The following is a 16,948-nucleotide window of genomic DNA, read 5'->3' on the forward strand; positions in this document are numbered from 1 at the left end:
CGACCATTGCATAAAAATTAAACACGCGCATTGCCGATGATTAAAATATCATCATTTGGCTTTTTCATGCACACGAATAAGCCCTTCTTGCGCAACCGACGCGATTAACAAGCCGTCGCGTGTGTAAAGGGCACCACGGTTAAATCCACGTGCGCCGGAGGCGCTTGGGGTGTCCTGCGTGTATAAAAGCCAGTCATCAAGCCTGCATGGGCGATGAAACCACATGGCATGATCAAGGCTCGCCACCTGCAGATCACGATCAAAAATCGTGCGTCCATGCGGGTGAAGCGATGTATCAAGCAATGTCATATCGGAGAGATAGGCAAGAATAGCCGCCTGAAGCGCACGATCATCCGGCACGATGCCCCGCGCGCGCACCCATACATGCTGACTTGGCGCCAGTTTTTCACGCGAGAAATAATGCTTAAGCGACACCGGCTTGATCTCGATGGGACGCTCCTGCTCCCAATATTTGCGCACACCAGCGGGTGCCAAATGCAGATATTCGTCTTTCAGATCGTGATCGCCGACCAGTTGCTCAGGCAATGGCAGACCTTCCGGCATTTCGATCTGATGATCAAGACCCGGCTCATCAATCTGAAATGAGGCCGAGAGAGTGAAGATCGCCTTACCGTGCTGCTTTGCCAAAACGCGACGCGTGTTGAAGCTCGAACCATCGTGAATACGGTCAACTTCATAAATAATCGGGATTGCCGGATCGCCCGGACGCACAAAATAGCCATGCAGAGAGTGAACCTGCCGCTCTGCCTCCACCGTGCGCTGGGCTGCAATCAGCGCCTGACCGATCACCTGTCCACCAAAAACGCGCTGCCACCCCACTTGTGGGCTATTACCACGGAAAAGATCCACTTCCAGCGTTTCAAGATCAAGCGTCTCAAGAAGCTGCTGCATGGCAGCCGTTTGCTCGGCCTTTGATAGATCGGTCTTTTCATTATTGGACATGGACAGCCTGTCTCCTGAAACCCTATATAGAGAACATATTCTTGATGAACTGTTTGGGCTTGCACAAGGGAAACTGTCAAGTTCACCCAAACTGTCGCAGCCTTATCTGCTTCATCGAAGAACGACCTGAAAGGAAGAGCTATGTCCGCCGAAGCCACACAAAATGCAGCCAACAAACGCGATCTGGTGATTGCAGGTGGTGGCTATGTCGGCCTTGTGACTGCTGTTGCTGTCAAATCCGCAGCCCCGCATCTTTCCGTAACCGTCATTGATGGTGCACCCGCAGGCGCATGGAAAAATGACCCGCGTGCTTCTTCCATTGCCGCTGCCGCCTCGCGCATGCTTGATCAGCTTGGCTGCTGGCAGGAGATTGTCACAGATGCGCAGCCAATTACCGAAATGGTCGTCACAGACTCCCGCACCTCTGATCCGGTGCGTCCAGTCTTTCTGACATTCTCTGGTGATGTTAATCCCGGCGAACCCTTTGCGCATATGGTGGAAAACCGCGTTCTCAACACCGCCCTTCACAGAAAAGCGGATGAACTCGGCATCACCTTTATCGAAGGCATGAGTGTCGAGAATTTTGAAACACTGCCCGAATCCGTCACAGTTTCTCTGGCCAATGGCGAAACAATCTCCACGCGCTTGCTGATTGCCGCTGATGGAGCGAAATCGCGCCTGCGTGATATTGCAGGCATCAAAACCGTTAACTGGGATTACGACCAGTCCGGCATTGTTTGTAATGTTTCCCATGAACGCCCACATGGAGGCCGTGCCGACGAACATTTCCTGCCTGCTGGTCCATTTGCAATCCTGCCGCTGAGAGGCAATCGCAGTTCACTCGTCTGGACAGAACGCACCGCCGATGCGGAGCGTCTCATCCGGGAAGATGACTTCATCTTCGAAACAGAACTCGAACAGCGTTTTGGCCATCGCCTTGGCGCACTCACAGTCGAAGGCCCACGCCGCGCCTTCCCGCTCGGCCTCACCCTGGCACGCGAATTTGTAAAACCGCGTTTCGCACTTGTGGGCGATGCAGCCCATCGTATTCATCCGATTGCAGGCCAAGGTCTCAATCTCGGTTTCCGCGATGCTGCAGCGATTGCAGAAGTAATCGTCGAGACAGACCGCCTTGGCCTCGACATCGGCTCTTTTGCGGCACTGGAACGCTATCAGGCATGGCGCCGGTTCGACACGGTACAGATGGGTGTCACCACAGACGTGCTGACCAAACTCTTCTCCAACGACAATCCGGCTGTGCGCACCATTCGCGACATTGGGCTGGGTCTCGTGGATCGCGTTCCGAGCCTCAAGTCGTTCTTTATTAAACAGGCGGCTGGTCTTTCGGGCGACACTCCGCGCCTGCTGCAAGGAGAAGCGATTTAGTCTCAGCACGACCACTGGAAAAAGCTTTCACGTCTGCTAAAAAAGCGAAATGTAATATAGGCGTGGGGGCCTCGGGGCATGTATATCAATAAACGATTGATCGATGTGATCCTGCACGCCCAGGCAAGCTTCTGGTCAACCACACGCGTACACAAACTATCCAAAATAGCGGGTGCGATTGCTATCATTACCGCTATGGCGTCCGCCGTCATCTATTCAGCCGTTAAGCCTGACAATAATTGGGATATGATCGCCTATATCGCGACAGCCCTGGAAAACCGCTATCCCGATGCAGAACAGCTACATACGGAAACATGGCGGCAAGTCGCCGAAGTGGCATCAGAAGGTGAACTTCAAGTCTTGAAACACGATGGGGGCTTTCGAAGTGCCCAATGGGAGAGCCCCGACAGTTTCAAATCACTGTTGGTGATGTATCGTGTCAAGGCTGGCTATATTCAATTGCTGCGCTGGGTTGAGCCTTATACAGGCCTTGTGCTCGGCGGCCATGTTATCAGTATTGCAGCCTCGATTACGATTGGGCTTCTCACGCTGTGGTTGCTCGCCAGCTATCAATCGCTTCAGGCTGGCCTCATCGTGGGTCCCGTACTTTTGCTAGCCGGCTATGGACCGATATCGTCAGCTGTGTTTCCTGATATCATCATGGCAGCGCTATCCCTCGCTGCCATTTTTGCCATTCTGCGTAAACATGACTGGCTGGGTGCGATGCTACTCGTGCTCTCCTTCACAGTTCGCCCGGATAATATCATCATGATATTCGCCCTGTTGATCACAGCATTCCTGTTCGGCTGGCGAAAACTCCCACTTCTGATCGCCTTCGCAGTGTGCATCGCAGCAGGATTAATAATGGAGAAAACTGCGGGGCATCCGGGGTGGTGGGCGCACCTCTATTTCACCTGCATTAATATGCCAAACTCTATGGCTGGTTTTAATCCGGACTTTTCGCTCGTCCTTCTGATCAAAGCCTATATTCGAGGTATCATACTCGCGCTTTATCTCGAAAGCTGGCCCTCAATACTTCTGATAGCATTGGTCGCATGGATCGCAATGGCGAGAGCCGGGATCAGATCAGATATACCGCGATTGAATGGTATTATCTTTGCCATGGTCATCGGAATTCTTGGAAAGTTTGTTTATTTTCCGATGCCCTATGATCGCTTCTTCTTCAACATGATTATTATCATCGTTCTCATGCTTTCACTGGCATGGGCAGACGATACAAACCGTAAGATTGCCCATAGCTGACACTGGAACGCATCTGAATGCGCCCTATGTGGTTTTTAAACCCAACAGAGGAGTTTCATCATGGATAGAAAAGCAACAGCCGTCTGGAAAGGCACGCTCAAAGAAGGCAAAGGTACGCTCAATACACAGAGTGGTGCCTTGAAAGATCTGCCTTATGACTTCAAAGCGCGCTTTGAGGATGAAAGCGGCCGCGCTGGCACCAATCCGGAAGAATTGCTTGGTGCAGCGCATGCAGGCTGCTTTGCTATGAACCTCTCAGCACTTCTGACAAAAAATGGCACGCCGGCTGAAAAGCTTGAAGCAACAGCGGCGGTCACAGTGGTTCCTGCCTCTGGTGGTGGCTTCGAGATTACGCGCAGTGCTTTGACGCTTAATGCAACCATTCCCGACATATCAAACGACGATTTTCAGAAGCTCGCTGAAACAGCGGAAAAGACATGCCCGCTTTCTAAAGCACTTGGTGCCATAGAAGTTACGCTGGACGCCAAACTGGTATCATAAAATAGAAGCGGGCATTGCCCGCTTTTTCATTCTGGCAGGTGACAGACGGCTTCGATATTATGGCCGTCAGGATCGGTCACGAAAGCCGCATAATAATCGGGGTGATAATGTTCACGGATTCCGGGTTTACCATTATCGCGCCCACCAGCCGCGATAGCCGCCTCGTAAAAGCGGTCGACTTCAGACCGGGTTCCCGCTGAAAAGGCCACATGCAAAACGCCCTCCAGCTTTGAACCCTTCTGCTTGCCAATCCAAAACTCCGGCTTACCGTTGCGGCCATAGCCAACCCAGTCACCAAATTCCATCGCACGCGAAATACCAAGTGGTTTTAGCGCGGCATCGTAGAATGCACTGGACTTGGGCATGCTGGAAATATTGAAACCGATATGATCAAGCATGATGAAACCTTCAAACGAGGAGTAAACTTCTGCTTTCTGATCAGATATGGGCAACACGAAAAAATCAAGTATCAGCCAGATCGTCGGCAAAAGAAAAGGGAGGCAAAACCTCCCTTTAATTCTTCATTTGATTGCCGCGATTACACGCAGCGCTCAACCATCGTTTTCTTAATTTCGGTACAAGAGGCGTTGAGGCCACAGGCCGAAAGGGAAACAAAAAAGGCGATTGCCGCGATTACACGCGGCGCTCAACCATCATTTTCTTGATTTCGGCAATCGCCTTGGCAGGGTTAAGACCCTTCGGGCAAGTCTGCGCGCAGTTCATGATCGTATGGCAGCGATAGAGACGGAACGGATCTTCGAGATTATCGAGACGTTCGCCCTTGGCTTCATCGCGGCTGTCAATCAGCCAGCGATAGGCCTGAAGCAGCACAGCCGGTCCGAGATAACGGTCGCCGTTCCACCAGTAGCTTGGGCACGAGGTCGAGCAGCAGGCGCAGAGAATGCATTCGTAAAGACCATCAAGCTTTTGACGATCTTCGTGGCTCTGCAACCATTCCTTCTGTGGCTCTGGAGAAACCGTCTTGAGCCATGGCTCAATCGAACGGTGCTGCGCATAGAAGTTGCTGAGATCAGGCACCAGATCCTTCACAACCGGCATATGCGGCAGCGGGTAAACCTTGATAGAACCCTTGATTTCGTCCATGCCCTTAGTGCAGGCAAGCGTGTTCGCGCCGTCGATATTCATCGCGCATGAACCGCAAATGCCTTCACGGCATGAACGGCGCAGCGTCAGCGTCGGATCAATCTTGTTCTTGATATAGAGAAGACCGTCGAGCACCATTGGGCCGCAATCATCGCGATCGATATAATAGGTATCGATGCTTGGATTTGCGTCGTCATCCGGCGACCAGCGATAAATGCGAAACTCCGTCACATTCTTGGCACCATCTGGACGCGGCCAGGTTTTGCCTTCCTGCATACGGGAGTTTTTGGGAAGTGCGAGTTCAACCATTGCTCATTCCCTCGATTAGTAAACGCGCTTTTTCGGCGCGATTTTGGCCAGGCTGATGCCGCCTTCTTCCTCGGTCGTCAGCGGATCGAGATGGACAGGGCGGTAATCAAGCTTCACGTCACCATTTGGTGACAGCCATGACAGGGTGTGTTTACGCCATTCGGCGTCATTACGATCCGGAAAATCCTCATGCGCATGTGCGCCGCGGCTTTCCTGACGAGCTTCAGCCGAAACAACTGTCACCATGGCGTTTGCCATCAGGTTTTCCAGTTCCAGCGTTTCAACCAGATCGGAGTTCCAGATCATTGAGCGGTCAGAAACCTTGAGGTTAGGCAGTTCTTTCCAGATTTCAGCCATACGCGCCACGCCCTGTTTGAGCGATTCTGACGTCCGGAACACAGCTGCATCTTCCTGCATCGTGCGCTGCATCTTTTCGCGCAGTTCTGCGGTTGGCGTATTGCCGTTCGCATAACGAAGACGATGGAAACGTTCCATGATCTTGTCGCACGCAGCTTCGTTGATATCCGGGATCTTTGCAGAACGATCAATAACTTCGCCAGCGCGGATAGCCGCCGCACGGCCAAACACAACAAGATCGATCAGCGAGTTGGAGCCGAGACGGTTTGCACCATGCACCGATGCGCAACCAGCTTCACCCACAGCCATCAGGCCCGGCTGAACGCGGTCGGGATCTTCTGACGTCGGGTTCAGCACTTCGCCCCAATAATTGGTTGGAATACCGCCCATATTGTAGTGAACGGTCGGCAGAACCGGGATCGGTTCCTTGGTCACATCAACGCCTGCGAAAATCTTGGCCGACTCGGAAATACCGGGCAGACGTTCATGCAGAACAGCCGGATCAAGATGGTCGAGATGCAGGTAGATGTGGTCTTTGTTCTTGCCGACGCCGCGACCAGCGCGGATTTCCATAGTCATGCAGCGCGAAACGACGTCACGTGAGGCCAGGTCCTTGGCAGAAGGTGCATAACGCTCCATAAAGCGCTCGCCTTCGGAATTGACGAGATAACCGCCTTCGCCGCGTGCGCCTTCGGTAATCAGGCAGCCTGCGCCGTAAATGCCAGTGGGATGGAACTGAACAAATTCCATATCCTGAAGCGGAAGGCCCGCGCGTGCCGCCATACCGCCACCGTCACCGGTGCATGTATGCGCGGAGGTTGCAGAGAAGTACGAACGGCCATACCCACCCGTCGCCAGAACCACCATCTTGGCAGAAAAGCGATGGATCGTGCCGTCATCGAGGTTCCAGGCCACAACGCCGGTGCACACACCATCGGTCATGATCAGATCAAGCGCAAAATATTCAATGAAAAACTGCGCATTGTTTTTCAGCGACTGACCGTAAAGCGTGTGCAGGATCGCGTGGCCGGTACGGTCGGCAGCAGCACAGGTGCGCTGAACCGGAGGGCCATCACCAAAGTTCTGCATGTGGCCACCGAACGGGCGCTGATAAATCTTGCCCTCTTCGGTACGCGAGAACGGCACACCGTAATGTTCAAGCTCGTAAACCGCAGCAGGAGCCTCACGCGCCAGATATTCCATCGCGTCGGTGTCACCCAGCCAGTCCGATCCCTTAACGGTATCGTACATATGCCACTGCCAGCTGTCCGGGCCCATGTTTTTGAGCGATGCCGCAATTCCACCCTGCGCTGCAACCGTATGGGAGCGCGTCGGGAAAACTTTGGTGATACAGGCTGTCTTCAGCCCCTGTTCGGCCATACCAAGTGTTGCGCGCAGACCGGCACCACCGGCACCCACCACGACAACATCAAATTTGTGATCAACGAATGTGTAGTTCTTTTCGCCCGCAGCACCAGCTGCATTGTTTTGTGCACTAGCCATCGGGCTATCAACCTCCGAAGCTCAGCTTGAGGATCGCGTAAACGCAAACCACGCCTACAACCACCGTGAAAAAGGTGTTGAGCATGACCAGCAGAACCTTCAGGCCTTCGCTGTGAATGTAATCTTCAATAACAACCTGCATGCCAAGACGCATGTGGTAAACGCCGGTCAACACGAACAGCGCCATCACCAGAGCGGTGAAAGGATGCGCCAGAACGGCTTTCACTTCCGCATAGCTTGCGCCTTGCAGCGAAATGACCAGACCAACGAAAAACAGAACCAGCGGAACGAGCGCCACGGCGCTCATACGCTGAAACCAGAAGTGGCCCGTGCCTTCCTTGGCAGACCCCAGACCGCGAACCTTGCCGAGAGGTGTACGCATATCGTTCATGTCAGAACTCCTTTCAGCGCACTGCGAAAGCAACAACCCAGACGAGGATTGTTACAGGCAATGAGAAGGCAAGCGTTGCCCAGGCAATCTTGCTGGCTGTGTGCTTTTCAAGTCCGGCACCCATGTCCCAGATGAAATGGCGCACCCCGCCAGCCAGATGGTGCAACAGCGCCCAGGTGTAGCCAAACAGAACAACGTAGCCGATCCACGAATTGTAGACCCAGCTCACAGTGTTAAAAGCGTCTTCACCGATGGCAGCGGCAATCAGCCAAGCAGCGAGAAGAACGGTTCCGAAATAAAGCGCAACACCGGTGATACGATGGATGATCGACATCGTCATCGTAATCTTCGGTCGATAAATCGACAGATGTGGCGACAAAGGACGCTGACGCGTAACGGTCGGTTGTGTCATGGCTCTCGTGGGCTTCCCTGACGTTTCCACCCGCCTCATCACTGACCAACTTTGTTTGGCATGACGAAGCAGATGTGGGCTTGTAAAAAGCCCAGTTCGATGTCGTTCGCAGCGCAAGGAAACAGAATTGTTCGATCCTGCGCCAGCACGACCCAGAAAATATGGCTTGATCGTGTCACACGACCCTATGTGGCGCTTTCTACTGCGCTTTCACCACCACGTCAAAGAAGCTTTTTCACGAAAAGACTAACAATTGGTCGCACCCGGACGACACTTTCACGTGATTTAGGAATTCAAACGATTGAAGTCCTATATTTGGCAAAACATGTGTAATTTCATCCACTTTTACCAATGAAACTCAGCTCCCGAAGCGAATCACATAGCTGGACCAGTCAGCAGCCGTAGCGACCTGTTCATAGAGCTTGCGACCATCTTCCGGCACGCGCGGCGCATTGAGCACAAGCTTTGACCAGCTGCGCTCTTCGGCCTTGTCAGCCAGCACATCAATCAGCGCTTTCGCAATGCCTTTGCCACGATGATCATGATGAACGTAAATGTGATCCACCTGCCCTGCACGCAGGCCGGAAACCGGCTCCGGCAGATCAAAGAAAATGACAAAACCAACAAGATCGCCATCAACGCGCGCACCAAGGATTTCGGTCGCACGATCCTGCAACAGATGCTCGGCATAAAAATCATCCGGTCGACGTGGCGCACCGCGTTTCAATGCCTGTGCATAGCTTGCAAGCAGAGGCGAGAACTCATGAGCATCACGCAAATGCAAAAGTGCAATATCGACGGCATGATCTGTGGTCATTTCAGTCCTTTCCTCCAAACGCATCCCCAAAAACGGGAGTGCGGCGATTGTAGACAACAGCCCGCCCATAGGTAAAGCATATCCGTATAATTCAACGTGTTTTATCGGGCTCTGTTGGTGCCACGCAATTCGACAACATTGTCATCAAGCATCATAGGCAAAGCCGTGCGGACGCAATTACGGCCATTCTTCTTGGCCTCATAAAGTGCTGCATCAGCGCGTTTGTAGACATCAGAGAAAAAGTCATCAAACTCCATCTCAGTCACACCGAAACTGACCGTGAATGTAACTTCACCACCGGAGGTGGGCAGGGAAATATCGGCACAAGACAACCGCGCACGCTCCGCAAAACGCCATGCTGACTGGATCGTATGACCGGGCAACAGCACAGCAAACTCCTCGCCCCCCATACGTGCCGCAATACCACCCTTCGCTGCTGCCGTGCGGCGTAACTCATCAGCAAATACCGCGATCACCCGGTCACCCAGAGCATGTCCGTGCGTGTCGTTGATGAGTTTAAAGTAATCAATGTCGCAGACGATCAGCGACAGTGCCTGCCGCATCCGTTTGGATTTTTCGATGGCGGCTTCGGCTCTAAATTCGAAACCACGCCGATTGAGCAATCCCGAAAGCTGATCAGTCTCCGAACGCAGCGTCACATCGGAAATCAGCTCTCCCATGAGGCTTAAAAGCAGCAGCAAACCCCCAGCGACCGAGAGCCCTGCACCAATCGACTGGACCAAAAGCGCATAGTCCGTGCGAATATAATCATCAGGCGATGCACCAGCCCCACCAACCAGATTGGCCAGCACAGGCTTGATCAGAAAATGAATTGCACTCACCGTAAACAAGCCCGCCATCAAGCCATCAAGAGCACCCCAGGCACGGCCAAAAGGCCTTGTACGAGCTCTACTGCTTGTTCGGCTATGAATCACAATCCAGACTGCAAGCATGAGGATTAAAAAATACGGCAATTGATAGAGAATACGACCCAGCATTTCACTGCGTGCAATATCGTAAATACTATAAATTAACAGCAGGGAGGCGGCAGAAAGAATACCCAGCGGTAGCCATGGCACGGGCAACGAATACATCCGTGCAAGGCCAATCACGAGAAATGCCATCGTCAGAAAATACATACTAAAGCCAAGCATGTAGGCGAATTTCGGGTTTGGAATTGACGGCGTCAGAAGCTCTGTGAGGAAGTAGAGCATCGCAAAAACAAAGCCGATGCCAAAAACCGGTGCCGCACTATTGTCACGCGCATAGGCCGCAATACCAAAAAAAGTAAGCGCAAACAGACCGGAGACGGTCATATTGATCAAAAGTATGAACTCAGCGCCGTCCATCCGTGCGTCCCGGCATATATGTTTGCTGACGCTAAATAACGGCGTCTTTTAAAAAACTATATTAGACCAAAAAAGTGAAAAAGCATCTAATTTAGATCAATACATCGCATGCCCTTCAAAAAACAAAAAGACCGCCGGATTGCTCCGGCGGCTTTCAGATTCATAAACTGGAAAAATCAGTTCCAGTCGCGAATGTCGACGAAATGACCGGCAATTGCCGCAGCCGCAGCCATCGCTGGCGACACAAGATGTGTGCGGCCCTTGAAGCCCTGACGGCCTTCGAAATTACGGTTCGAGGTCGACGCACAACGTTCACCTGGCTTCAAGCGATCATCATTCATCGCAAGACACATTGAGCAGCCCGGCTCACGCCAGTCAAAGCCTGCTTCGATGAAAATCTTGTCGAGACCTTCGGCCTCCGCCTGCTCCTTCACAAGACCAGAACCCGGAACGATCATGGCGCTGACACCTGCAGCAACTTTCTTGCCAGCAGCCATACGGGCTGCATCGCGCAGATCTTCAATGCGTCCGTTCGTGCACGAACCAATGAAAACACGATCGATCTTAATGTCGGTCATCTTGGTGCCCGGCTTCAGATCCATATAATCAAGCGCACGCCACTTCGATGCACGCTTGGTTTCGTCCTTGATTTCGTCAGGATTCGGAACGATGTCGGTCACAAAGACCACGTCTTCCGGCGAAGAACCCCAGGAGACAACTGGCGAAATTTTAGCAGCATCCAGTTCAACGATCTTGTCGAAATGCGCACCTTCATCCGAATGCAACGTTTTCCAGTAACCGATTGCCTGCTCGAGAGCCTCGCCCTTCGGTGCGCGTGGCTTGTCGGCGACATAAGCAAAAGTTGTCTCGTCTGGCGCAATCAGACCGGCGCGGGCGCCACCCTCAATCGACATGTTGCAGACGGTCATGCGACCTTCCATCGAAAGAGAGCGAATGGCGCTGCCTGCATACTCGATCACGTAACCGGTGCCGCCTGCGGTGCCGATTTCGCCGATGATAGCAAGTGTGATGTCCTTGGCGGTAACGCCCGGAGCCAGTTCGCCTTCAACACGCACCAGCATGTTCTTGGCTTTTTTCTGGATCAGCGTCTGGGTCGCGAGAACATGCTCGACTTCCGATGTGCCGATACCGTGTGCCAGCGATCCGAAAGCACCGTGAGTTGACGTGTGGCTGTCACCACAAACAATCGTCATGCCCGGCAGCGTAAAGCCCTGCTCCGGTCCGACAATGTGCACAACGCCCTGACGTCGGTCCCGTTCCGAGTAATATTCGACATTGAAGTCGGCCGCATTTTTTGCAAGCGCTTCAACCTGAATACGGCTTTCTTCGTTCTTGATGCCGTTTACGCGGTCTTTTGACGTTGGAACGTTATGATCGACAACCGCGAGCGTCTTCTCAGGGTGACGCACTTGCCGACCCGCCATGCGCAAGCCTTCAAAGGCTTGCGGGCTTGTCACTTCGTGCACAAGATGGCGATCAATATAAAGGAGGCAGGTACCATCGTCCTGCTGGTCCACTACATGGTCATCCCAAATCTTGTCGTAAAGTGTACGCGGCGCGCTCATTGCGAGAGTTCCTTTGAATAGTTCTTAATTTGAGCTGTCATATGCACCCGCCTTGGCGTTTCGTCAAGAAACACAAACCGCAACAGGGTGTCGCAGTAACAATCTTGCGCAATATTGGCGGAATTATGCAATATGTTACGCAGGCATTTGGATTTTGCAAATAAAAAAGGCGGTCCAAAGACCGCCCTTTTCAGATTCTTGCGAAAACTGGCTTATTCAGCGGCAGTCTTTGCAGCTTCTGCCTTAGCAGCAGCGACCTTGTCGGCTTCGCGTTCTGCCTTGGAGCGGTTGTCTTTCTTCTCAGCAATACGTGCAGCCTTACCGGTGAGGCCACGCAGGTAGTAAAGCTTCGCGCGACGGACCTTACCGCGGCGAACGAGTTCAACACCTTCTACGATTGGCGAGTAAACTGGGAATACGCGCTCTACGCCTTCGCCGTAAGAAATCTTACGAACGGTGAAGCTTTCATTGATGCCAGCGCCGGAGCGCGCAATGCAAACGCCTTCATAGGCCTGTACGCGGGTACGTGTACCTTCGGTAACGCGAACCTGAACGCGAACACTGTCGCCTGGCTGGAAATCTGGAAGCTTGCGCTTTTCTTCGATCTTTGCTGCCTGTTCGGCTTCAAGCTGACGAATAATGTCGGTCATCGTCTGACTCCTTTACGAATTATTCTCAAACAGCCAGAGCGCTCTGCACTTACCACCAAGCATCTTGGCCCTGTGGTTATGCCCGATAAATCAGGCAGGAGCGGTGCACCATTTATTAGTTAAAAGACGTCGGGTTTTCCCGAACTGGCGCGGCAATACACCATTGCGTGAAATGAATCAATATCAAGACGACGATTTCCCGACTTACCGCCAATGCGTCCAAGATGCGTGTCCTGAAAACCAGTTCCATATTTAAGGCCAAAGCCGAGGGCGCGATCAATACCAATATGAACCGCCCAGATAAGCGCAAGCGCGAAGCAAAGCGGCCAGCTCATCACCCAGCCAAGAACTGCCACAAGCACAACACCAATCCAGCTATGCGCGATATTGTAAATGATAGCGCCCGTGCGCGGCCCTTTGAGATAGGCAAAGAATGACAAATCAGGCGCAAGGATGAGAATCGCAAACAGCCACCAGCTCACGCCACTCACCCAATAAGCACCCAGCGCCAGCAGCGCGAGTGAAAGACTTTCGAGCCGCTGAATCAGGTTCATTTGCGTTTGCCCTCGCAATAAGTGTTCCAGAGATCAGGACGCCGCTCTTTTGTAATGCGTTCAGCCTGCGCATGACGCCATTTCGCTATTGCACCATGATTGCCCGATGTCAGTACATCAGGGATTGCACGGTCTTCCCATACTTGCGGGCGCGTATAATGCGGATGCTCCAGAAGCCCGGTCTCAAAACTTTCCGTCTCGCCAGACTCCTGATTGCCCATTACACCCGGAAGCAACCGGACAATCGCATCAAGCAACACAATCGCCGCCGTCTCTCCACCTGAAAGAATGTAATCGCCAATTGAAATCTCTTCGAGTTGACGAGCTTCAATCACCCGCTCATCGACGCCTTCAAAACGACCGCAGAGAATGATGGCACCCGGACCGTCGGCCAGTTCGCGCACGCGCTTTTGCGTCAAGGGCGCACCACGCGGGCTCATCAGCAGCATGGGGCGCTCATCAGCAACAGAATCAAGCGCACGCGCAACCACGTCCGCCTTCATCACCATGCCAGCGCCGCCACCCGATGGCGTGTCATCGACCATGCGATGCTTGCCTTCGGCAAAATCACGGATCTGAATTGTATCAAGCGACCATGTATTATCAGTAAGCGCTTTTCCTGCCAGCGATACACCCAGCGGTCCCGGAAACATTTCGGGATAAAGCGTCAGCACCGAGGCATGAAATCCCTGCTTCTGTGTTTCAGACAGGTCGCTCATGACTTCTTCGGCCGCTTCTGTTGTTTTTCAGATCTATCACGATCGTTGAGCGGATTATCATCGTCATCAGCAATCAGCCCGGCAGCATAAGGCTCGACGGTAATCGTTCCCTTGTCAAAATCAATGTCCGGCACAGCCGCTTCCGTGAACGGAATCAGCATCGGACGTTTTCCCTTGAGGCTCAATTCAATCAGATCACCGCCGCCAAAATCAAAAAGGGCACTGATAACACCGTAAGATTTGCCGTCAGCATCAAAGGCTTCAAGTCCGATCAGATCAGTCTGGAAAAACTCGTCTTCATTGAGTTCTTCATCATGAAGCTGCGAACGGTCGATGAAAAGCTCGGTGCCGTTCAAGGCTTCAGCAGCATTGCGGTCATTGACGCCTTTAAAGCGAACAACAACAACAGTCTTGGCCGCACGCGCTTCAAGCACTTCATACGCCTTGCCCTGCGCATCATAAAGCTGGCCATAATCGGCAATAGCGAGCGGATCATCGGTATAAGTCTTAACTCTCACTTCGCCACGGATGCCATGAGCGGCGCCAACAACGGCAAGCTGGATTGGATTTTCTAGGCGCGACATGAATATTTCCGTATTTGAAGGGTGATTTTCTATCGCTTACCCAATTTCCCCTAAAAACGCCAAGAAAAACGAAAGGCAGTATCTTTACCGCCCGGCAACCTATCGCTGGCAAACTATACCAAGCCCAACTCAAGCAGCGAATCCCGACCATGACGAGCAAAAGCGAATTCCTTATCCCTGCCCGCGCGGATCTTGCGGCTGCACGCGAGGAGTGGCTGAAGACGCTCAAAGACATGCGTCGGCTGTCCGAAAATACGCTGGAAGCCTATGAGCGCGACACCCGCCAGTTTCTGCAATTCATGACCGGGCATTTGGGTGAGCCACCGTCCATCAAAGATATTGGCAGTCTGCGCGTTGCTGATCTGCGCTCCTATCTGGCAAACCGCCGCAGCGATGGTGCCGGTGCCCGCACATTGGGGCGCGGTCTTGCTGGTGTCCGCTCCCTGCTCAAGCACCTGGAAAAACGCGGTCTGGTCAATGCCGCAGGCGCGAGCGCCATACGCGCACCGCGTCAGCCAAAATCACTGCCAAAGCCCTTGACCGCAGAGGATGCGCGCAAGGTTGTCGCCGCCGATGGCCAGATGGCGGAAGAGCCTTGGATTGCGGCACGCAATGCGGCTGTTCTGACATTGCTTTATGGCTGCGGTCTTCGCATTTCCGAAGCACTGGGCCTCGCGGGTGATGCATTGAGCGACACGTCAGCGCTTTCGATCACGATCACGGGTAAAGGTGGCAAATCCCGCATGGTGCCACTGCTTCCAGCAGTCCATCGCGCTGTTGCCCAATATCGGGAACTCTGCCCGTTTGATCTTTCTGCCGACAAGCCGCTGTTCAGAGGGGCCAAAGGCGGCGAACTTCATGCAGCCATCATCCAGCGCGAAATGCAAAAGCTACGTGCAGGTCTCGGACTTCCTGACACCGCAACACCACATGCGCTGCGCCATTCCTTTGCCACGCATCTGCTGGGCCGCGGCGGCGATCTTCGCACCATTCAGGAACTGCTTGGCCACGCAAGCCTCTCAACCACGCAGGTCTATACCGGCGTCGATAGCGCAAGGCTTCTGGATGTTTACGACAAAGCGCATCCGCGCGCTTAATCGGGGGTGCTATCCGCCGCTAACCACCCTATATTCGGCTTATGAAAAAGCTGTTCTTTCTTTTTGCCTGCGCCCTCATCGTCAGTTCCGCCCACGCCCGGGCTGAAAGTTCGGAAGTCACCTGTACTCCACACGGCGTCAATCTGATTGATGGTCTGGACAAAAAAGACCCAAAACTCTGGTCCGAGCTTCAGAATGAAGCGATCAAAATGCCCAATCACAAGGGCATCTTTTGGAAAATCGAAAAGGATGGGCTAAAGCCATCCTATTTGTTTGGAACCATTCATCTGAGCGATCCGCGTGTGATAGCCCTGCCCGAGGCCGTAACGAAAGCCTATAATGATGCGGACAGGATTGTCGTCGAGGCCACAGATATTACCGATCCGAAAGCGTTTCTGCGGGTTAAACTTGAACAGCCGGAACTGATCCAGTTCACCGATGGCTCCACGCTGCAATCGCATCTGCCACAGGACCAGCTTAAAGAAATCGATAAGAAACTGGAAGCGCGCGGCATCATTCTGGGTGCCGTCGGCACAATGAAACCGTGGATCATCACAAGTCTGCTGGCGCTTCCCAAATGCGAAAGACAGAGAAAACTCGACGGTGCAGACTTCCTCGATGAATACTTGATCACAGAAGCGCAGGATCAGGGCCGGCCAGTTCTCGGCCTTGAAAACGCGGTCGAGCAGCTTGAGGCGATGAACCGGCTTCCGCTCGATTTTCATATTCGCAATCTGATATCTGCCGCGCAATATGGCGACAACATCGAAGATGCCATGGAAACCACGATTGCGCTCTATCTTCAGGGTGAAATCGGGATGATTATGCCCGCATTGCGAAAAATCGTGCCGGACAGTCTGTCCGAGGAAGACTACGACCTTTTCCAGAAAGTTTTGCTCACAGACCGCAACCACATCATGGCAAAACGTGCAGCACCTGTCCTTGCCACTGGTGATGCCTTTATCGCCGTCGGCGCCCTGCATCTGCCCGGCAAGGAAGGACTGGTAGAACTGCTGCGTGCGCAGGGCTATAGGCTCACAGCGATGTAAGCACATGCCCAGAAGTGGAACCATCCCGGCCTGCTCGCGTTAGACTTTCCAATGGTTGCAACCAACTGGAGGAGCGCAAATGGTTGACCCACTCAATCCCAGCAATGATCCATTAAACAATCCACGTCAGACGGACCCGCTTGCAAACCCGGCTGGACGGCCTCCACAGCCAAAAGGAAGTAGCGGCCTTGTGCTTGCCGTCATTTTGCTCATCGCAATCCTTATTATGGGTTTCTTCTTTTACAGAAGCGGAACCAGCGATACGTCAGCGCCGCCTCCACCTGCGACACAGAGCGAAACAACAATGCCATCTGCGGCACCGCCCACAACACCACCCGCACAGAACTAATCATA

General features: G+C 53.1%; 20 protein-coding genes. 7 read left to right on the forward strand and 13 right to left on the reverse strand.

The window, feature by feature from the left end; genetic code table 11:
* Positions 1-51 precede the first annotated feature (51 nt).
* Complete coding sequence (tesB, locus tag U2P60_RS08815; protein WP_413572252.1) at positions 52-963, reverse strand: acyl-CoA thioesterase II; 912 nt, start codon at positions 961-963, stop codon at positions 52-54.
* A 141-nt stretch (positions 964-1,104) separates the two neighbouring features.
* On the opposite strand from tesB, the gene U2P60_RS08820 reads away from it, so the two are divergent.
* From U2P60_RS08820 to U2P60_RS08830, 3 genes are all read left to right on the forward strand, one after another.
* Positions 1,105-2,349 carry a ubiquinone biosynthesis hydroxylase gene (locus U2P60_RS08820; RefSeq protein ID WP_313827409.1) on the forward strand — a complete coding sequence of 415 codons (1,245 nt, stop codon included), beginning with the start codon at positions 1,105-1,107 and terminating at the stop codon, positions 2,347-2,349.
* Positions 2,350-2,427: 78 nt separating this feature from the next.
* A complete protein-coding gene (locus U2P60_RS08825) occupies positions 2,428-3,612 on the forward strand; it encodes a hypothetical protein (protein WP_413572253.1) in 1,185 nt (394 codons plus the stop codon).
* A 60-nt stretch (positions 3,613-3,672) separates the two neighbouring features.
* Entirely contained in the window at positions 3,673-4,113 is a 441-nt protein-coding gene (locus U2P60_RS08830; RefSeq protein ID WP_413572254.1) for an OsmC family protein, read from the forward strand.
* A gap of 26 nt (positions 4,114-4,139) precedes the next feature.
* Here U2P60_RS08830 and U2P60_RS08835 read toward each other — a convergent pair whose 3' ends face one another.
* A complete protein-coding gene (locus tag U2P60_RS08835; RefSeq protein WP_313827413.1) occupies positions 4,140-4,511 on the reverse strand; it encodes a VOC family protein in 372 nt (123 codons plus the stop codon).
* Here U2P60_RS08835 and U2P60_RS08840 point away from each other — a divergent pair.
* Positions 4,500-4,778, forward strand: coding sequence for a hypothetical protein (locus U2P60_RS08840; protein WP_413572255.1), 279 nt, complete (start codon positions 4,500-4,502; stop codon positions 4,776-4,778). The two genes, U2P60_RS08835 and U2P60_RS08840, sit on opposite strands and share 12 nt — an antisense overlap.
* Here the strand turns inward: U2P60_RS08840 and U2P60_RS08845 are convergent.
* The 11 genes from U2P60_RS08845 to rimM all read right to left on the reverse strand — a co-directional run bounded on the left by U2P60_RS08845 (position 4,747) and on the right by rimM (position 14,448).
* Positions 4,747-5,526 carry a succinate dehydrogenase iron-sulfur subunit gene (locus tag U2P60_RS08845; RefSeq protein ID WP_007872174.1) on the reverse strand — a complete coding sequence of 260 codons (780 nt, stop codon included), beginning with the start codon at positions 5,524-5,526 and terminating at the stop codon, positions 4,747-4,749. The two genes, U2P60_RS08840 and U2P60_RS08845, sit on opposite strands and share 32 nt — an antisense overlap.
* Before the next feature lie 15 nt (positions 5,527-5,541).
* Positions 5,542-7,386: a succinate dehydrogenase flavoprotein subunit gene (gene sdhA / locus U2P60_RS08850; protein WP_413572257.1), complete on the reverse strand. Its 1,845-nt coding sequence runs from the start codon at positions 7,384-7,386 to the stop codon at positions 5,542-5,544.
* 7 nt (positions 7,387-7,393) lie between these two features.
* Positions 7,394-7,777 (reverse strand): succinate dehydrogenase, hydrophobic membrane anchor protein, encoded by a 384-nt coding sequence (gene sdhD / locus U2P60_RS08855; RefSeq protein WP_413572258.1) that lies wholly within the window; start codon positions 7,775-7,777, stop codon positions 7,394-7,396.
* Between the two features lie 13 nt (positions 7,778-7,790).
* Positions 7,791-8,189 (reverse strand): succinate dehydrogenase, cytochrome b556 subunit, encoded by a 399-nt coding sequence (sdhC, locus tag U2P60_RS08860; protein WP_413572259.1) that lies wholly within the window; start codon positions 8,187-8,189, stop codon positions 7,791-7,793.
* Between the two features lie 358 nt (positions 8,190-8,547).
* Positions 8,548-9,006, reverse strand: coding sequence for a GNAT family N-acetyltransferase (locus U2P60_RS08865; RefSeq protein ID WP_313827419.1), 459 nt, complete (start codon positions 9,004-9,006; stop codon positions 8,548-8,550).
* A 101-nt stretch (positions 9,007-9,107) separates the two neighbouring features.
* Positions 9,108-10,355, reverse strand: a complete 1,248-nt coding sequence (locus tag U2P60_RS08870; protein WP_313827420.1) for a GGDEF domain-containing protein — start codon at positions 10,353-10,355, stop codon at positions 9,108-9,110.
* A gap of 176 nt (positions 10,356-10,531) precedes the next feature.
* Positions 10,532-11,941, reverse strand: a complete 1,410-nt coding sequence (gene leuC / locus U2P60_RS08875; RefSeq protein ID WP_413572260.1) for a 3-isopropylmalate dehydratase large subunit — start codon at positions 11,939-11,941, stop codon at positions 10,532-10,534.
* 212 nt (positions 11,942-12,153) lie between these two features.
* Positions 12,154-12,591 (reverse strand): 50S ribosomal protein L19, encoded by a 438-nt coding sequence (rplS, locus tag U2P60_RS08880; RefSeq protein ID WP_413572262.1) that lies wholly within the window; start codon positions 12,589-12,591, stop codon positions 12,154-12,156.
* Positions 12,592-12,710: 119 nt separating this feature from the next.
* Positions 12,711-13,145, reverse strand: a complete 435-nt coding sequence (locus tag U2P60_RS08885) for a DUF4260 domain-containing protein (RefSeq protein ID WP_413572263.1) — start codon at positions 13,143-13,145, stop codon at positions 12,711-12,713.
* Positions 13,142-13,864, reverse strand: a complete 723-nt coding sequence (gene trmD / locus U2P60_RS08890) for a tRNA (guanosine(37)-N1)-methyltransferase TrmD (RefSeq protein ID WP_413572264.1) — start codon at positions 13,862-13,864, stop codon at positions 13,142-13,144. Before trmD ends, U2P60_RS08885 begins: the two co-directional genes overlap by 4 nt.
* Positions 13,861-14,448 (reverse strand): ribosome maturation factor RimM, encoded by a 588-nt coding sequence (gene rimM / locus U2P60_RS08895; protein ID WP_413572265.1) that lies wholly within the window; start codon positions 14,446-14,448, stop codon positions 13,861-13,863. The genes trmD and rimM overlap by 4 nt, the downstream gene beginning before the upstream one ends.
* 149 nt (positions 14,449-14,597) lie before the next feature.
* Here rimM and U2P60_RS08900 point away from each other — a divergent pair, with 149 nt between their 5' ends.
* From U2P60_RS08900 to U2P60_RS08910, 3 genes are all read left to right on the forward strand, one after another.
* On the forward strand, positions 14,598-15,545 hold the full coding sequence (locus tag U2P60_RS08900; protein WP_413572266.1) for a tyrosine recombinase XerC: 948 nt from the start codon (positions 14,598-14,600) through the stop codon (positions 15,543-15,545).
* A 41-nt stretch (positions 15,546-15,586) separates the two neighbouring features.
* Positions 15,587-16,594 (forward strand): TraB/GumN family protein, encoded by a 1,008-nt coding sequence (locus U2P60_RS08905; RefSeq protein ID WP_413572267.1) that lies wholly within the window; start codon positions 15,587-15,589, stop codon positions 16,592-16,594.
* Positions 16,595-16,673: 79 nt separating this feature from the next.
* The gene (locus tag U2P60_RS08910; protein WP_313827429.1) at positions 16,674-16,943 is read left to right on the forward strand and encodes a hypothetical protein; all 270 of its coding nucleotides are present in this window, start codon (positions 16,674-16,676) and stop codon (positions 16,941-16,943) included.
* Positions 16,944-16,948 lie beyond the last annotated feature (5 nt).

The organism is Brucella sp. H1_1004, from assembly GCF_047308065.1.
Lineage (GTDB): Bacteria > Pseudomonadota > Alphaproteobacteria > Rhizobiales > Rhizobiaceae > Brucella > Brucella pseudogrignonensis_B.

What these genes read in the sequence shown, in the direction of transcription:
- sdhD (WP_413572258.1), bottom strand. Translation starts at nt 7,777, where the DNA reads ATGAACGATATGCGTACACCTCTCGGCAAGGTTCGCGGTCTGGGGTCT.
- U2P60_RS08830 (WP_413572254.1), top strand. Translation starts at nt 3,673, where the DNA reads ATGGATAGAAAAGCAACAGCCGTCTGGAAAGGCACGCTCAAAGAAGGC.
- U2P60_RS08825 (WP_413572253.1), top strand. Translation starts at nt 2,428, where the DNA reads ATGTATATCAATAAACGATTGATCGATGTGATCCTGCACGCCCAGGCA.
- U2P60_RS08910 (WP_313827429.1), top strand. Translation starts at nt 16,674, where the DNA reads ATGGTTGACCCACTCAATCCCAGCAATGATCCATTAAACAATCCACGT.
- U2P60_RS08885 (WP_413572263.1), bottom strand. Translation starts at nt 13,145, where the DNA reads ATGAACCTGATTCAGCGGCTCGAAAGTCTTTCACTCGCGCTGCTGGCG.
- tesB (WP_413572252.1), bottom strand. Translation starts at nt 963, where the DNA reads ATGTCCAATAATGAAAAGACCGATCTATCAAAGGCCGAGCAAACGGCT.
- U2P60_RS08840 (WP_413572255.1), top strand. Translation starts at nt 4,500, where the DNA reads ATGATCAAGCATGATGAAACCTTCAAACGAGGAGTAAACTTCTGCTTT.
- U2P60_RS08900 (WP_413572266.1), top strand. Translation starts at nt 14,598, where the DNA reads ATGACGAGCAAAAGCGAATTCCTTATCCCTGCCCGCGCGGATCTTGCG.
- U2P60_RS08870 (WP_313827420.1), bottom strand. Translation starts at nt 10,355, where the DNA reads ATGGACGGCGCTGAGTTCATACTTTTGATCAATATGACCGTCTCCGGT.
- sdhA (WP_413572257.1), bottom strand. Translation starts at nt 7,386, where the DNA reads ATGGCTAGTGCACAAAACAATGCAGCTGGTGCTGCGGGCGAAAAGAAC.
- U2P60_RS08820 (WP_313827409.1), top strand. Translation starts at nt 1,105, where the DNA reads ATGTCCGCCGAAGCCACACAAAATGCAGCCAACAAACGCGATCTGGTG.
- rplS (WP_413572262.1), bottom strand. Translation starts at nt 12,591, where the DNA reads ATGACCGACATTATTCGTCAGCTTGAAGCCGAACAGGCAGCAAAGATC.
- U2P60_RS08905 (WP_413572267.1), top strand. Translation starts at nt 15,587, where the DNA reads ATGAAAAAGCTGTTCTTTCTTTTTGCCTGCGCCCTCATCGTCAGTTCC.
- trmD (WP_413572264.1), bottom strand. Translation starts at nt 13,864, where the DNA reads ATGAGCGACCTGTCTGAAACACAGAAGCAGGGATTTCATGCCTCGGTG.
- U2P60_RS08865 (WP_313827419.1), bottom strand. Translation starts at nt 9,006, where the DNA reads ATGACCACAGATCATGCCGTCGATATTGCACTTTTGCATTTGCGTGAT.
- sdhC (WP_413572259.1), bottom strand. Translation starts at nt 8,189, where the DNA reads ATGACACAACCGACCGTTACGCGTCAGCGTCCTTTGTCGCCACATCTG.
- leuC (WP_413572260.1), bottom strand. Translation starts at nt 11,941, where the DNA reads ATGAGCGCGCCGCGTACACTTTACGACAAGATTTGGGATGACCATGTA.
- U2P60_RS08835 (WP_313827413.1), bottom strand. Translation starts at nt 4,511, where the DNA reads ATGCTTGATCATATCGGTTTCAATATTTCCAGCATGCCCAAGTCCAGT.
- rimM (WP_413572265.1), bottom strand. Translation starts at nt 14,448, where the DNA reads ATGTCGCGCCTAGAAAATCCAATCCAGCTTGCCGTTGTTGGCGCCGCT.
- U2P60_RS08845 (WP_007872174.1), bottom strand. Translation starts at nt 5,526, where the DNA reads ATGGTTGAACTCGCACTTCCCAAAAACTCCCGTATGCAGGAAGGCAAA.